This window comes from Nitratireductor sp. ZSWI3 (assembly GCF_024655565.1).
Taxonomy (GTDB): Bacteria; Pseudomonadota; Alphaproteobacteria; order Rhizobiales; family Rhizobiaceae; genus Nitratireductor.
The window spans coordinates 59,614-74,080 of the sequence record NZ_JANKOF010000011.1 but is presented as its reverse complement, the minus strand read 5'-3'; the positions used below and the strand labels follow the sequence as shown (position 1 = coordinate 74,080).

Sequence of the window (14,467 nt, the reverse complement as noted above, 5' to 3'; positions counted from 1 at the left end):
CCCCGGGGCCGCCCGCTCCCGCGAACTCTAAGGTGCTCAGCTCTTGCTCATCGCACCCATGACGGCACCGACAACACCCGTCAGGACACCGCCGCCGACGACGCCGCCAATGGCATCGCCCAGAAGACCACTCAACGCACCAGCATCGCCTCCCATGCCGGAAAGCAACGCGCCACCACCGACACCGCCGATGATGCCACTCAGGATCTTTGCACCATGACCCATCGCGGCCTTCTTCACCACAGTGCCGATTGCCTCGCCACCGATAATGCCTGCTATCGCCTGAACGATAATGGGGAGAAGTGCTTCCATGTCTGGTCCCTCATCCAACGCCGACCTCATGGGTCGGCGTGCCCATGAAAACGCGAATCGGACCAAAGTCAAATAAGAGGCTGTGAATAGTCTACTCTATTTCTTCTTGTCCAATTCTGCGGCCGGGAGAGTTCTCCCGGCGCAGAACGCCAAGACCTCTTGCCTGCAGAAGCGCCCTATTGCGCTGCAACACGCAATCCCGGGCGCACTTCATTGCTGTAATCGTTCATCAGGAGACGCGAGATCTCTCCCACCTCGAAACGGTACGGACCGATCTCTGCGACCGGCGTGACCTCCGCGGCGGTGCCGGACAGGAAACACTGCTCGAAGCCCGTCAGCTCTTCCGGCATGATCGCCCGCTCGACCACCTCGATGCCGCGGCGACGCGCCAGATCGATGACCGTGCGGCGGGTGATCCCGTCGAGGAAGCAATCCGGCGTCGGCGTGTGGAGCGCGCCGTCCTTGACGAAGAAGATGTTGGCGCCGGTCGCCTCGGCGACCCGGCCGCGCCAGTCGAGCATCATTGCATCGGCATAGCCCTTGGCCTCGGCCGCATGCTTCGACAGGGTGCAGATCATGTAGAGGCCGGCGGCCTTCGACTTCGATGGTGCCGTGCGCGGATCGGGGCGGCAGTACTCGGCGATGTCGAGACGGATCCCCTTCAGGCGCTGCTCCGGATCGAAGTAGCTCGGCCACTGCCAGATGGCGATGGCGAGGTTGATGCGGTTGTTTTGCGCGGAAACGCCCATCATCTCGCTGCCGCGAAACGCGATCGGCCGCACATAGGCATCGGAAAAGCCCTGCTTGGCGAGAAGCGCCCGGCAGGCCTCGTTGATCTCCTCGACCGACCAGGGAATGCGGAAGCCGAGAATACGAGCTGATTCGTGCAGACGCTCCGTGTGCTCGTTGAGCTTGAAGATCTCGCCCTCATAGGCCCGCTCGCCCTCGAACACGGCACTGGCGTAATGAAGTCCATGCGTCAGTACGTGGATCTTGGCGTCTGCCCATTTGACGAATTCGCCATTGAGCCAGATAAAGCCCTCGAGCTGATCAAAAGGAACCGCTGCCATGTCACCTCTCTTGCCGACACCCTGCACGGGGGTGCGGATCGAACCTGAAATGCCGTCCGAGGGGACGGCGCCTTCAATTGCCTTAGACTAACCGCGACGGAGGGGATTTTGAAGGAAGTTCCGCAAAAGCCCCCTCAGGAAACCTTTTTGTTCGCGTTGAGCCGAAAACATTGTCAAAAATTATCAATGCGCCCAAAATATGTCAACAAGGCTGACATAAATTCTTCGCTGCAGAATTGAAACCGACCGCATGAGCCTCATGAGCACCGACGACGCCGAGCCGATCAAGACCCCGCTGACGCTGAAGGACGGCGTTGATTTCGCCATCATCGAGCACCTGTTCTTCGCCTATCGCGACTTCACCTCAGATCCGGACGCCATTCTTGCCGAATACGGCTTCGGGCGGGCGCACCATCGGGTGCTGCACTTCGTCAACCGGCGGCCCGGCCTGACCGTGGCCGAGCTTCTGGACGTGCTGCGCATCACCAAGCAGAGCCTGGCACGGGTGTTGAAGCAGTTGATCGACGGGGGCTATATCGTGCAGGTGCAAGGGCCGCGCGACCGCCGCCAGCGCGAACTCTATCCCACCGAGCAGGGGCGCGACCTGGCGCTGGCTCTGGCGTTGCCACAGTCCCGCCGCATCAATGCTGCACTTCAGGAAGCGCAGCTCGCCGACAGCGCCGTGATCGAACGCTTTCTGCGTGCCCTGGTGAACCCCGAGCTGCGCGCCCAGATGGACAAACTGCCTAATGGACGCTCTGAGCCGTGAAAGGGTATCGTTGAAGGAGAAGCCGAGCCGTGGAGGTCGTGACAATGAGCGAGACCGGTAAACGGGAGCAGGAAACCACCATCCCTGGCGATGATGCACCCCACCTGCTCGTGGTCGACGACGATACGCGCATTCGCGGGCTGCTGAACCGGTTCCTGCGCGAGAACGGCTTCCGCGTGACCATCGCCGGCAATGCGACCGAGGCACGGCGCAAGCTCAACGGGCTGGATTTCGATCTCGCCATTCTCGACGTGATGATGCCGGGCGAGGACGGCGTGGCCCTGACGCGCGCCCTGCGCGCCGAGAAGGACATGCCGATCCTGATGCTGACGGCGCTTTCGGAGACGGAAAGCCGCGTCGTGGGCCTGGAAGCGGGCGCCGACGATTACCTGCCCAAACCCTTCGATCCACGTGAACTGGTGCTGCGCATCAACAACATACTGCGCCGCAGCACGCCGCACGGCGCGCCGAAGGTGGAGCAGGTGGTGTTCGGCCCCTACGCCTTCCAGATCGCCAAGCGGGAGCTGAAGCATACGGGCAAGCTGGTGAAGCTGACGGATCGCGAGCGCGAGATCATGGTGATCTTCGCCGAGCGGGCCGGCGAGACCGTGCCGCGCCACGAGCTGGTGGGCGAGGATTCGGATGTCGGCGAGCGCACGATCGACGTGCAGATCAACCGCCTGCGCCGCAAGATCGAGCGCGATCCCTCCAATCCGATCTATCTGCAGACCGTGCGCGGCATCGGCTACCGGCTGAGCGTGGAATAGGCGCCACCTGTTGCGTTTCAGCGCCGGAGAACCGGCGATGCCCGCCTCGATGCCAAGGCGGGCGATCCTCGTTCATCGTCACGCCATCGAACCCATCGGGCCCGGACCTCTCCCGTGGAGGACGTCCTGCGTGCGTCCCGTGGGCTTGCGCAGCATTCCTCATGCGGCCGATCTTGCTTGAGGTCGATAAGCGGGATCGCTATTTTTGCGCTCATGGCGGCGGCTACAGGGGGCGGCTTGCGCGCCCATCGCAAAGGATGAGCCTCACCGCAAAGCCGTTTCCGGTTTTCGGACCAATGCAATAGGATCGCCAGCAGACAACGCATAGCCGGGCGATGCCGGGACGAACAGGGCGGAATGGCCGATTCGCAGATCAATTCGCAGGGCAGGACGATGCTGCCGACACGAGCCAAATATGCGTTCGTGGCCCTGCGCCGACAGTGGAGACGCTTCTGGCGCGTGGTCTCGCGCTACATGCCGAAGCGGCTCTATGCGCGCTCGCTGATCATCGTCATCGCGCCCATGCTGCTTTTGCAGTCGGTGATCGCCTTCGTCTTCATGGAGCGTCATTGGCAAACGGTGACGCAGCGCCTCAGCCAGGCCGTCACCCGCGACATCGCTGCCATCATCGACATGATCGAGACCTATCCGGATGACAACGGCGATGCGCAGGTGATCCGCATCGCACAGGAGCGGCTGGCGCTGAAGATCGACCTTCTGCCGCCCGACCCCTTGCCGGCGCCCGGTCCCAAGCCGTTCTTCTCGATCCTCGACCAGACACTCGGCGAGGAGATCACGCGGCAGATCAACCGGCCCTTCTGGCTCGACACGGTGGGAAACTCGAACATCGTCGAGATCCGCATCCAGCTCGACAACAAGGTGCTGCGCGTCTTTGCGCGGCGCAGCCAGGCTTATGCGTCGAACACGCACATCTTCCTGTTGTGGATGGTCGGCACCTCACTGGTGCTGATAGCCATCTCGGTCGCCTTCCTGCGCAACCAGATCCGGCCGATCCTGCAACTGGCCGAAGCCGCCGACAGTTTCGGCAAGGGCCGGCCGACACCGAGCGATTTCCAGCCGCGCGGCGCCGAGGAGGTGCGGCGCGCCGGCAGCGCCTTCCTGGTGATGCGCGAACGCATCGAGCGGCAGATCGAGCAGCGCACGGCGATGCTGACGGGCGTCAGCCACGATCTGCGCACCATCCTGACCCGCTTCAAGCTGCAATTGGCGATCGCCCGCTCGAAGGAAGACATCGAAGCCCTCGACCAGGACATCGAGGATATGCGCTCGATGCTGGAGGGCTATCTCGCCTTCGCCCGCGGCGAGGCGGCCGAGGATCCCGGCGAGTTCGATCTGGCCGCCTTCTTCCAGCGCGCGACGGAGGAAGCCGGTCTCCGCGACAGCACGCTGAAAACGAGCATTGCCGGCCCCTCGGTGCTGCATGTGCGGCCCAACGCCTTCGGCCGCCTTCTGTCGAACGTGATCGGCAATGCCTTCCGCTATGCGAAGAATGTCGAGATCGCCGCACGCAACGCCGACGGCACGCTGACCATCATCGTCGACGACGACGGCCCCGGCATCCCGAAGGACAAGCGCGAGGACGTGTTCAAGCCTTTCGTGCGGCTTGACGAGGCACGCAATCAGGACGAAAGCGGCACCGGGCTCGGCCTTTCCATCGCCCGCGACATCGTCCGCAGCCATGGCGGCGACGTGACGCTGGGAGACAGCCCGCTCGGCGGCCTGCGCGCCATCATCCGCGTGCCCTCGTAGCTCGGGAAAAATCGACGCCGGCAGCGCACCGCGCGTCTTTCAGCGGTGCACCGGCCGCAGCCCGCCTCAGGCCTTGCAGCCGGTGCCGCGGGATCAGCTCCGCAAGGTCTGTGCCAGCAGGCGACCGATCTCCGCGATCGCCGCATTGCGCTCGTCGAGCGAGACCTTTGTCTCGGTGACGTAGACCGCCGCCATGACCGGCTGACGCTCGGGCGGCCAGATCACGGCGACGATGCCGCGCGTGCCGTGCCCGCCGGCGCCGGTCCGGTCGCCGATGCGCCAATCGGCCGGAAGCCCGGCGCGCAGCAGCGGCTGGCCGACGCGGTTGTCGACCAGCCATTTCACGAACTGCTCGCGCGAGGCCGCCGACAGCACGTCTCCGAAAACGAGCTTGCGCAGGCTCGCCGAGATCGCCTCGGGCGTCGTCGTGTCGCGCGGATCGCCCGGGGTTCCCTGCGTGAGGCCCGGCTCCTTGCGGTCGAGGCGCGATACCGCATCGCCGATGCCGCGCATGAAGTCGGTCCAGCCCCGCGGGCCGCCCAGCGCGTCGACGAGAAGGTTGGCGGCGGTGTTGTCGCTCATCGTCGAGGCCGCCTCGCACAGCTCGCCGATCGTCATGCCTCGCCCGCCGACACGCTTTTCGGTGACCGGAGACCAGTTGGCCAGATCCTCCTTGCGAATGTCGACGCGACGCTCCAGGTCCTCCTTGCCGGCATCGACGCGGGCAAGCACCGCCGCGCAGGCGAAAGCCTTGAACGTGCTGTTCATGGGAAAGCGCTCGTCGGCGCGGTAGGTCCAGCGCCGTCCACTCTGCGTATCGGTGATCGCGGCGCCAAGCCGCCCGCCAACACGCTTTTCGATCTCGGGAAACCTGCGCTGCAGCGCGTCCGACACCTCCTCTGAAGCGGCATCGGCGGGGTGGAAAAGCGGAATCGCCGAACCCGCCAGAATCGCACCAGAACCGCCAAGGAAACGGCGCCTGGAAAAATTGGCACTGAAAAAGCTATTCATCACAACCTCTTGAAGACAATAAGAAACATCCCACCCCGGGGTGGACGCTCCTCCCCCGAGACGGAGACCGGCAACGCCCGGCCGCGCTTATTGCTGTTGAGAGTCTGTGGCGATTTGGCGACGGCCGCGCAAAAACGCTCGCCTCAGTGCAGACGGCTGCCGTTCGGCACCTTCTTGTCGCTGGCGGCGAGCACGACGGCGCCGGCTTCGTCGGAGAAGCCGAGGGTCAGCACTTCCGACATGAACCTGCCGATCTGCCGCGGCGGGAAATTGACGACAGCCGCCACCTGGCGGCCGACGAGCTCTTCGGGCGTGTAATGCACGGTGATCTGCGCCGACGATTTCTTGATGCCGATCTCGGGGCCGAAATCGATCTTGAGCTTGATCGCCGGCTTGCGGGCCTCCGGATAAGGCTCCGCCTCGACGACGGTGCCGACTCGGATGTCGACCTTCAGGAAATCGTCGAAGGTGATTTCCGGCGCTTTCTCGGAGGCCATGGCGCGTCTCAGGCGTTGCCGAACGTCTCGAAGAGGACGCTGTTCAGCGCTTCCTGGGCGCTGCTGCCCGACCAGATCACATACTGGAAGGCCTGATAATAGCACTCGCAGGCTTCGAGGGCGCTGTTGAGCATGGTTTCCACCTGCTGACCGGTGGGCTCGACGCCGCCGGCCAGAACCAGGGCCTGGCGGAACATGACGACGTTCTCGCGCTCCCACAGGTCGAAATGGCCGAACAGCATCTGCTCGTTGATGAGCGACAGGAGACGCATGATTTCAAGAGTACGCTTCTCGGGCACTTTCAGGTCGAAGGCGCAGGCCACGTGCAGCGCCTCGAATTCCTCCATCCACGAAAAGGAGACATTGTAGTCGGTCCATGTGCCGGCCACCGCGATGGCGATCTCGTCGTCGCCATTGCGCTCGAAGCTCCAGTCGTTGGTGTGTGCGACATGCTCGATCACATCGACGGGATGCGCATCGCGGGTCATGTCGAGTTCAAGAAGGCTCATATATCTGCTTTCCCGTATCATGGGGCGCGGCAGCGCCCCTCAAATATCCACAGCGAGGCGGTTTCCCCGCAAGACGTTTCAGACCCTGAAACACGATGTGGAGCGACAACGACAACGCATGGAACCTTGCGGGCCCGCCCCTGCCCGACCGCCTGACCCGTTTCGAATCACGCTGTAAATTCAGTGTATTGATGCAGAGTCGCGTGACCAGAGCTTTTTTTTACGCGATCCGGTTTGCGTGTGGATAGATTGGGTAAGTCGAAGACGCGCCGCCGCACCTAAGCGACTCTCGGACAACGACTTTTCGACGCCATGCACAGGCGCCGGTAACGGAAAATTATTTTTTTGTCCGGACCGAGGAAGACGGCTTCGAATCGCCGGCGGCAGCCTTGCCAGCTCCCTTCCCGGCAAGTTCGGCCTCGAGGGCCTCGATGCGCGCTGCAAGGACGGCGTTTTCCTCGCGCGCCTTGAGAGCCATCTCGCGCACGGCCTCGAACTCCTCGCGCTGGACGATGTCCATCGAAGAGAGAAACCGCTCCGCCTGGGCCTGGAACGCCGTTTCCACCTCGCGGCGCACCCCCTGGGCGGCACCGGCGGCGTCGGTCATCAGCTTCGCAAACTCGTCAAGGATCCGGTTGCTTCCGTTGGTCATGGCTGGCCTCTCGCGTTCAGGATCTGACGTAGTGGCCTCGCCACGCGAATGCAAGGCTCTTCCGCACCGCAGGATGACACGGCGGCGCGGAAGTGCGTGCCGGTCAGGCCAGCTGGCCGGCGAGCAGCCATAGCCCGGTGGCGAAGAGAACAAGCCCGGCGAGACGCGAGACCGGCCACGCCCGCGGCAAGACCTTCTCCGCCAGGACGAAGGCCGCTATGGCGGCGATCAGCAAAAGGTTCATGATGCCGCCGACGAACAGCAGCGCCATCAGCGCCCAGCAGCAGCCGATGCAATAGAGGCCATGCCGGAAACCGACGGCGAGGGAGCCGGCCGGATCGCGGCGGAACCCGCCATGGCTCTGGATGAAGGAGAGCGGCGCCTGGCAATGCCGCAGGCACGCCGCCTTCTGCGGCGTCCATTGGTAAAGACCCGCCGCCACCAATATGAGACCGCTGAAGACGCCACTGGCACTTGCCATCATGGGCGTCAGGAGCAGCGCGCGCTCCAGCAGCCATTGGCCGGCCGTGGCGGCGAGCGAGAACCCGGTCCAGGCCAGGAGATACCCGCCGGCGAAGAAGCCGGTGGCGGCAAGCGGCTTGCCCTGCTCGGCCGCCCGCCGGCCGACATGCGCATAGATGAGGACCATCGGTGCGGCGGACGGCGTCATCATGCCGATCATCATCACCGCCCACATGACGAAGGTGAACAGGAAATCGATGCCGCTCCACGGCCGCAGGCCGGGTGCCATCGCCTCCCCCATCGGGCCGGCGCCGCCCATGCCCGGCATCTCCATGCCCATCGGGGCGTCGACCATGGTCCCGGCCAGGCGCAGGGTGTAGAGCCATGCGAGCACCGTGAGCGCGGCGAGCGCGGCGCCGACGATCAACCGGTCACGCCGAAGCGCGTATTCCAGCGTCGAGGCGGCCATGACGGATCAGTGCACGACGCCGGCGCCGGTCATGTGCAGCTTCGAGAAATGGGCGTGCGCATCCTCGATCGACAGAGCCACCGGCCCTTTCGTCTCGCTCCAGCCCCGCCCGACCTCGCAAATGTCGTACTCGAAGCCCTGCGGCAGGTTGATGCGGGCGCGGTGCGGCTCGCCGGTCACCGGATTGCGGATCGGCTCGCCGCGCGTGTCGATCCAGCCCGGCACGTTGACCCGCCCGGTCCGGCCGTCGACGTCGATGTCGATCTCCACCGGGACGAACACCGGGTCGAAGACCTTCTCGAACGTGGTGGAGAAGACCTGGAAGAACGTGGCGCCCGGTTCGGTGTCCTCGCCCGTCATGATGCGCAGCAGCGCCTCGCGCTGCTTTTCGTCGGCGCGCTCGTCGACGATGGGGACCACGCGCCCGCCGCCTTCATGGATGGCCCCCGGCCAGGCGACGATCATCGCCACGTTGAGTCCGTCGAGCTTGGTCGTGCCGTGATAGCCCTCCTCGATCTGGACAGCTCCGACGGCATGGCATTCGCCGTGCGTCGGGCGGGAATTGAACTGGCAGGGGCACCCATAGGCGCAGTTGCACTGGACGAACTCGCGCCCCTTGATCATCCATTTCGTGTCGGTCATCGTCTCCTCCCGGGTTTCGTGAAACTCCTTGGCTGGGAATCAATCCCGGCGCGGCTCGCGCCAGACCGGAAATTCTACAGTCTTGCCTTGTGGTTGGATATTTCTCCGAAAGCCTTACAACCGGCTGTGGGCGGCGCCCGCCTGCCGCGCTCGGCGCCCGCCTTGACCTTGCCCGATTGACTGCCCTATCTCGGGGCGACTTCATGCGCCGGCCGGGAGGCCCGAATGACCGACATTGCCATGGCACCGCTCGCCGCGCTCGCCTTTCCCAACATCGACCCCGTCGCCGTGCAGATCGGACCGCTGGCGATCCACTGGTATGGTCTCGGCTATGTGGTCGGCATCCTGCTCGGCTGGTGGTATGCGCGCCGCCTGGTGGGGAACCGGCGCCTGTGGGCCGGCGGCCAGCCGCCGCTCTCGGCCCACGACCTCGACGATTTCGTGCTGTGGGCGGCCGCCGGCATCGTCGCCGGCGGGCGCATCGGCTACGTCCTGTTCTACGACCTGGCGCGCTATCTGCAGAATCCGCTCGACATCTTCGCGCTCTGGCAGGGCGGCATGTCGTTCCACGGCGGGCTTCTCGGCGTGACTCTGGCGATGATCCTGTTCGCCATGCGGCGCGGCGTGAATGCGTGGAGCCTGTTCGACACGATCTCCGCCGTCGTGCCCATCGGCCTCGGGCTGGTGCGGGTCGCGAACTTCATCAACTCGGAGCTCTGGGGCCGCGTCACCGATGTGCCCTGGGCGTTCGTCTTTCCCAATGGCGGGCCGGAGCCGCGCCACCCGAGCCAGCTCTACGAGGCCGCCCTCGAAGGGCTCGTCCTGTTCCTCGCGCTCAGGATCCTGACCCATGTGTCCCTGAAGCTGAAGATGCCCGGCTTCGTTGCCGGTGCCTTCATCTGCGGATACGGCCTGTCGCGCATCTTCGTCGAGTTCTTCCGCGTGCCCGACGCCCAGCTCGGCTATCTCGCCGGCGGCTGGCTGACCATGGGCATGGTGTTGTCGACGCCGATGGTGCTGATCGGCGTCTGGGCCATGCTGCGCGCCAGGGCCAGGGCAACGCCGGCCACGGCCGAATGACCATGCTCAAGGACCGCATCGCCGCGCTGATCGCGGCGGCGGGGCCGATCAGCGTCGCCGACTATATGGCGCTCTGCCTGTTCGATCCCGCCGAGGGCTACTACACGACGCGTGAGCCCTTCGGCGCCAAGGGCGATTTCACCACCGCACCGGAAATCAGCCAGATGTTCGGCGAGCTGTGCGCCGTCTGGCTCTATGCCGCCTGGCAGGCGACAGGCTCGCCGGGACGGCCGCTGCTGGCTGAGATCGGTCCCGGCCGCGGCACACTGATGAAGGACATGCTGCGCACGCTCGCCCGCCTCGCACCCGCCTTCCTCGCGGATGCGCGGGTCTTCATGATCGAGACGAGCGAGCGGCTGACGAGCATCCAGAAAACGACGCTGGCGAAGGCCGAAGCACGTCCGGTCTGGCTGAGCCAGGTCGCCGACCTGCCCGAAGACGGGCCGCTCTTCATCGTCGGCAACGAACTCTTCGACGCCGTGCCGATCCGCCAATATGTGAAGACCGGCAGCGGCTGGCGCGAACGCGTTGTGGGGCTGAACGAGGACGGCGGGCTCGCCTTCATGGCCGGCGCCGGCGCACCCGAGGCGGCGCTTCTGCCGCCCGACGCCGCGACCGCCGCCGAGGGCGCCATCGCCGAGATCGCACCGGCCCGCTCGGCCCTGATGGAGGAGATCGCCGCGCGGATTGCCGCACGGAACCCCGCTGGCGGCGGTGCCGGTCTCTTCATCGACTATGGCTACGCCATTCCCGCCACGGGCGACACCCTGCAGGCCTTGCAAGGCCATGCCTATGCCGACGTCCTGGCCGATCCCGGCCGGGCGGACCTGACGGCGCATGTGGATTTCGCCGCGCTTGCCGCCGCGGCGCGCACGAAGGGCCTCGCCGCGCCAGTGATGGAGCAAGGCGATTTCCTGCTCGGACTCGGGCTGCTCGAACGGGCCGGCCGGCTCGGAGCGAACAAGAGCCCGGCCGAGCAGCAGGCGATCCGCGCGGCGGTGGAACGCCTTGCCGGGCCCGGGGCGATGGGGCGGTTGTTCAAGGTGCTCGCCGTCACGCCGTCCACAGTGACGGTCCCGCCGTTTCGGCCTGCGCATTGACTCGACCCTGCCCCTGCCCCACCATCCGCGCCGCGTGAGGATATTGGAAAAGGCGGCGCATGCTTGACAGGACGAGGCCGGAACCGTTGCGGTCGCCGCTGCTGGACGACGCGCGCCGCAACGGCATCAGGCACGGTTTCTTCACCCGCGCTGGCGGCGCCTCGGAAGGCCTCTACAGGGGCCTGAATGTCGGGCTCGGCTCGGGCGACCGGCGCGAAACGGTGCTGGAAAACCGGCGCCGCGTGGCCGAATGGCTGGGCGTTGAGCCGCAAAACCTGGTGACTGTGCATCAGGTGCATTCGCCCGACGTGGTGACCGTGCGCGAGGCGTTCGGCGACAAGCGCCCGCAAGCCGACGCGCTGGTGACCGACCGGCCGGGCCTGGCTCTCGGCGCGCTGGCCGCCGATTGCGGGCCAGTGCTTTTCGCCGACGGCCAGGCGCGCGTGATCGGTGCCGCGCATGCCGGCTGGAAAGGTGCGCTGACGGGCGTTCTGGAAAACACCATCGCGGCGATGGAACGGCTCGGCGCCGAGCGCAGCCGCATCCTTGCCGTGCTCGGCCCGTCCATCAGCCAGGAGAATTACGAGGTCGGACCCGAATTCGTCGACCGCTTCACGGCCGCCGATGCCGACAACCGGCGCTGGTTCAGCCCTTCGGACAAGGCCGGGCATGCGCTGTTCGACCTCAACGGCTACACGGTTGCCCGGCTGGCCGGGGCCGGCGTGACGGCCGAGTTCGTGGGACGCTGCACCTATGCCGAGGAAGATCATTTCTACTCCTATCGCCGCGCGACCCATCGCGGCGAGACCGATTACGGACGTCAGATTTCAGCAATTGTGTTGGAGACACTTTGATGGCGCTTCACTTCGACCGTTCGGAATTTGACGCAAGACGCGACCGGCTCGTCATCGAGATGGCCGATCGGAAACTCGACGCCATGCTGCTTTTCGCCCAGGAGAGCATGTACTGGCTGACGGGCTACGACACGTTCGGCTTCTGCTTCTTCCAGTGCCTGGTGGTGAAGGCCGACGGCTCGATGGTCCTGCTCACCCGTTCGGCGGACCTGCGCCAGGCGCGCCACACCTCGATCATCGACAATGTGGTGCTGTGGACCGACCGCTTCGACGCCAATCCGACGGTCGATCTGCGCAACCTGTTGAACGATCTCGACCTGCTCGGGGCGCGCATCGGCGTCGAATACGACACGCACGGGCTGACCGGCCGCAACACCCGCCTGCTCGACGAGCAGTTGCAGACCTTCGGCAAGATCGAGGACGCCTCGGACCTGGTCGGCCGGCTGAGGCTGTTCAAGAGCGAGGCGGAGGTCGACAAGGTGCGTCGTGCCGCCGCCCTCGGCGACGACGCGTTGGACGCGGCCCTGCCGCTGATCAAGCAGGGCGGCGACGAGGCGAAGATCCTGGCGGCGATGCAGGGCGCCGTCTTCGCCGGCGGCGGCGACTATCCGGCCAACGAGTTCATCATCGGTTCGGGCGAGGACGCGCTGCTGTGCCGGTACAAGGCCGGACGACGCAAGCTCAACAAGAACGACCAGATCACGCTCGAATGGGCGGGCGTCTATCACCACTACCATGCCGCCATGATGCAGACCGTGCTGACGGGCAAGGTTTCCAGGCGTCACCAGGAGCTGTTCGAGGCGGCGCGCGACGCGCTCACCGCCGTGCAGAAGGCGATGACGCCCGGCAACAGCTTTGGCGACGTGTTCGACGCCCATGCGCGGGTGATGGAAGCCCACGGGCTGACCAAGCACCGGCTGAACGCCTGCGGCTATTCGCTCGGCGCCCGCTTCGCGCCGTCATGGATGGAGCAGCAGATGTTTTACGCCGGCAACGCCGAGCCGATCGCGCCGGGAATGACGCTGTTCGCGCATATGATCATCATGGATTCGGAGACCAGCACCGCCATGTGCCTCGGCCGCACCTATCTGACGACGGAGGGCGAACCCGAGGCGCTGTCGCGCTACGGTCTGGATCTCATCACGCGGTGAGGGCAAGATGGCGGATATCGGAAAAACGGGATTAGCGGAGAGCGGGACCATTTCGGCAAGGCGTGGCAGATCGAGCCTCGGTCTGGTGACGGCACTGGCGCTGGCCGGCTGCAACACCGGCTCCGTGCTCGACGTGAACTCGGCTCCGACGCCGGATGCCGGTCTCGCCGGCGCAACCGCGGAGCAGCCGCTGACGCCACCCGCCGCCGCGCTCGCCCCCGGCCAGGACGCCATCGCGGCGCCGGCACAGGCGGCCATCACGACCGGTGAAAGGGTGCAGTTCGCCCCGGTGATCGGCGCCACGGCGGAGGCCGTGCCGGCGCTCTCCCGCCGTCTGGAGGCGCGCGCCAGGCAGGCCGGCATCCCGATCGTCCAGCAGACCGCCAGCGCCTCGATCCTCATGAAAGGCTATTTCTCCGCCATCGCCGACGGCGGCAAGACCACGATCATCTATGTATGGGACGTGCTCGACCCCTCCGGCAACCGCCTGCACCGGATCCAGGGCCAGCAGGCGGCCCCGGGCGGCAATGGCGACGGCTGGTCGTCCGTCACGCCGGCGACGATGGAGGCGGTGGCCGACACGACGATCAGCCAGCTCGCCGCATGGCTCGCGCAGCGCAAGTCATGAGAATGGACCACCCCCTGAAATCGATTTCACGACACCCACGAGATGCACACTGCTGAGTAGCCAAGGCGCCGCAGGCAAGCGACGCTACGGCCGAAATGCGCACCTGTCGTGGCGACATCGTCGACCAGAAGAACAAGCCCCTCCCCTTTCTCGTTTAGAGGGCAACTCACCTCAAAACGAAAACTCTGCCTCGGATGGCTCGAAGCCGAATGGGGGCCGGATATACGACCTTGAAGGAGATTCCTGCACGTCGAGCCAAGCTTCTGCGCCACAAACGGTGCGATGATCGATGCAAAATTGACATCGCGCTGCGAGCTTCCCGCAGGCACCGGCACAACGAAACGATACGGCTCTCCATTCGTTATTTTTTTTGCAAGCGCCGCGATCTGATCGGAAATTAGTTCGACAGGTCGTTCATCTGGCCATCTCTTCAGATTACGAATACTTGATATCTGAAGTTTTTTTAGATCCCTCCGCCAACTTCTACAGGAAAAAAATACAGTACCGTTTCTTTCTCTATGGGAAGACTTTCTCAGAAGTGTCTCATCGAGAAAAGCAAAGTTCGGATTCTCAGGCACATACTCTCTCGTTAAGGCAGCAAAGCCTTCATACAAGCTCGAACTCATGTACACACCCCCGCCCTTGGAAAAATATCCTTAGAGCCCCAAGTAGATAATTGTTTCAATTTTTAATTGTGTCAACTCATGAATTTCTATCGAAGAAG

Annotated in this window: 17 protein-coding genes; 8 read left to right on the top strand and 9 right to left on the bottom strand. The window is 64.8% G+C overall.

The window, feature by feature from the left end; all coding sequences use genetic code 11:
* Positions 1-36 precede the first annotated feature (36 nt).
* Positions 37-312 carry a hypothetical protein gene (locus NUU27_RS06265; RefSeq protein ID WP_257761221.1) on the bottom strand — a complete coding sequence of 92 codons (276 nt, stop codon included), beginning with the start codon at positions 310-312 and terminating at the stop codon, positions 37-39.
* A gap of 176 nt (positions 313-488) precedes the next feature.
* Positions 489-1,382, bottom strand: coding sequence for a branched-chain amino acid aminotransferase (locus NUU27_RS06260; RefSeq protein WP_257761220.1), 894 nt, complete (start codon positions 1,380-1,382; stop codon positions 489-491).
* A 250-nt stretch (positions 1,383-1,632) separates the two neighbouring features.
* On the opposite strand from NUU27_RS06260, the gene NUU27_RS06255 reads away from it, so the two are divergent.
* The 3 genes from NUU27_RS06255 (at position 1,633) to NUU27_RS06245 (ending at position 4,688) form a co-directional block, all read left to right on the top strand.
* The gene (locus NUU27_RS06255; protein ID WP_374565836.1) at positions 1,633-2,151 is read left to right on the top strand and encodes a MarR family winged helix-turn-helix transcriptional regulator; all 519 of its coding nucleotides are present in this window, start codon (positions 1,633-1,635) and stop codon (positions 2,149-2,151) included.
* A 44-nt stretch (positions 2,152-2,195) separates the two neighbouring features.
* The gene (locus NUU27_RS06250) at positions 2,196-2,918 is read left to right on the top strand and encodes a response regulator (RefSeq protein ID WP_257761218.1); all 723 of its coding nucleotides are present in this window, start codon (positions 2,196-2,198) and stop codon (positions 2,916-2,918) included.
* A gap of 393 nt (positions 2,919-3,311) precedes the next feature.
* On the top strand, positions 3,312-4,688 hold the full coding sequence (locus NUU27_RS06245; protein ID WP_257761225.1) for an ATP-binding protein: 1,377 nt from the start codon (positions 3,312-3,314) through the stop codon (positions 4,686-4,688).
* 93 nt (positions 4,689-4,781) lie between these two features.
* Here the strand turns inward: NUU27_RS06245 and bla are convergent, their stop codons facing one another.
* From bla to NUU27_RS06215, 6 genes are all read right to left on the bottom strand, one after another.
* Positions 4,782-5,699 carry a class A beta-lactamase gene (gene bla, locus NUU27_RS06240; RefSeq protein ID WP_257761217.1) on the bottom strand — a complete coding sequence of 306 codons (918 nt, stop codon included), beginning with the start codon at positions 5,697-5,699 and terminating at the stop codon, positions 4,782-4,784.
* Between the two features lie 143 nt (positions 5,700-5,842).
* Positions 5,843-6,196 carry a tRNA-binding protein gene (locus NUU27_RS06235; RefSeq protein WP_257761216.1) on the bottom strand — a complete coding sequence of 118 codons (354 nt, stop codon included), beginning with the start codon at positions 6,194-6,196 and terminating at the stop codon, positions 5,843-5,845.
* 8 nt (positions 6,197-6,204) lie between these two features.
* Complete coding sequence (locus NUU27_RS06230; protein ID WP_257761215.1) at positions 6,205-6,705, bottom strand: YbjN domain-containing protein; 501 nt, start codon at positions 6,703-6,705, stop codon at positions 6,205-6,207.
* A 337-nt stretch (positions 6,706-7,042) separates the two neighbouring features.
* Positions 7,043-7,357 carry an accessory factor UbiK family protein gene (locus NUU27_RS06225; protein ID WP_257761214.1) on the bottom strand — a complete coding sequence of 105 codons (315 nt, stop codon included), beginning with the start codon at positions 7,355-7,357 and terminating at the stop codon, positions 7,043-7,045.
* Positions 7,358-7,460: 103 nt separating this feature from the next.
* Complete coding sequence (locus NUU27_RS06220) at positions 7,461-8,288, bottom strand: DUF2182 domain-containing protein (protein WP_257761213.1); 828 nt, start codon at positions 8,286-8,288, stop codon at positions 7,461-7,463.
* Between the two features lie 6 nt (positions 8,289-8,294).
* Positions 8,295-8,930, bottom strand: coding sequence for a DUF1326 domain-containing protein (locus tag NUU27_RS06215; RefSeq protein ID WP_257761212.1), 636 nt, complete (start codon positions 8,928-8,930; stop codon positions 8,295-8,297).
* Positions 8,931-9,155: 225 nt separating this feature from the next.
* Between NUU27_RS06215 and lgt the strand changes: the two genes are divergently transcribed.
* Genes lgt through NUU27_RS06190 form a run of 5 tightly spaced genes read left to right on the top strand, consistent with a single transcriptional unit; the run spans position 9,156 to position 13,743 of the window.
* Positions 9,156-10,010, top strand: coding sequence for a prolipoprotein diacylglyceryl transferase (lgt, locus tag NUU27_RS06210; protein WP_257761211.1), 855 nt, complete (start codon positions 9,156-9,158; stop codon positions 10,008-10,010).
* Positions 10,007-11,110, top strand: a complete 1,104-nt coding sequence (locus tag NUU27_RS06205; protein ID WP_257761210.1) for a class I SAM-dependent methyltransferase — start codon at positions 10,007-10,009, stop codon at positions 11,108-11,110. Before lgt ends, NUU27_RS06205 begins: the two co-directional genes overlap by 4 nt.
* 59 nt (positions 11,111-11,169) lie before the next feature.
* Positions 11,170-11,964, top strand: a complete 795-nt coding sequence (gene pgeF, locus NUU27_RS06200; protein ID WP_257761209.1) for a peptidoglycan editing factor PgeF — start codon at positions 11,170-11,172, stop codon at positions 11,962-11,964.
* Positions 11,964-13,115, top strand: a complete 1,152-nt coding sequence (locus tag NUU27_RS06195; RefSeq protein WP_257761208.1) for a Xaa-Pro peptidase family protein — start codon at positions 11,964-11,966, stop codon at positions 13,113-13,115. The genes pgeF and NUU27_RS06195 overlap by 1 nt, the downstream gene beginning before the upstream one ends.
* Before the next feature lie 7 nt (positions 13,116-13,122).
* Positions 13,123-13,743 carry a hypothetical protein gene (locus NUU27_RS06190; protein WP_257761207.1) on the top strand — a complete coding sequence of 207 codons (621 nt, stop codon included), beginning with the start codon at positions 13,123-13,125 and terminating at the stop codon, positions 13,741-13,743.
* 26 nt (positions 13,744-13,769) lie between these two features.
* Here NUU27_RS06190 and NUU27_RS06185 read toward each other — a convergent pair whose 3' ends face one another.
* Complete coding sequence (locus NUU27_RS06185) at positions 13,770-14,369, bottom strand: phosphoribosyltransferase (RefSeq protein ID WP_257761206.1); 600 nt, start codon at positions 14,367-14,369, stop codon at positions 13,770-13,772.
* Positions 14,370-14,467: the final 98 nt, after the last annotated feature.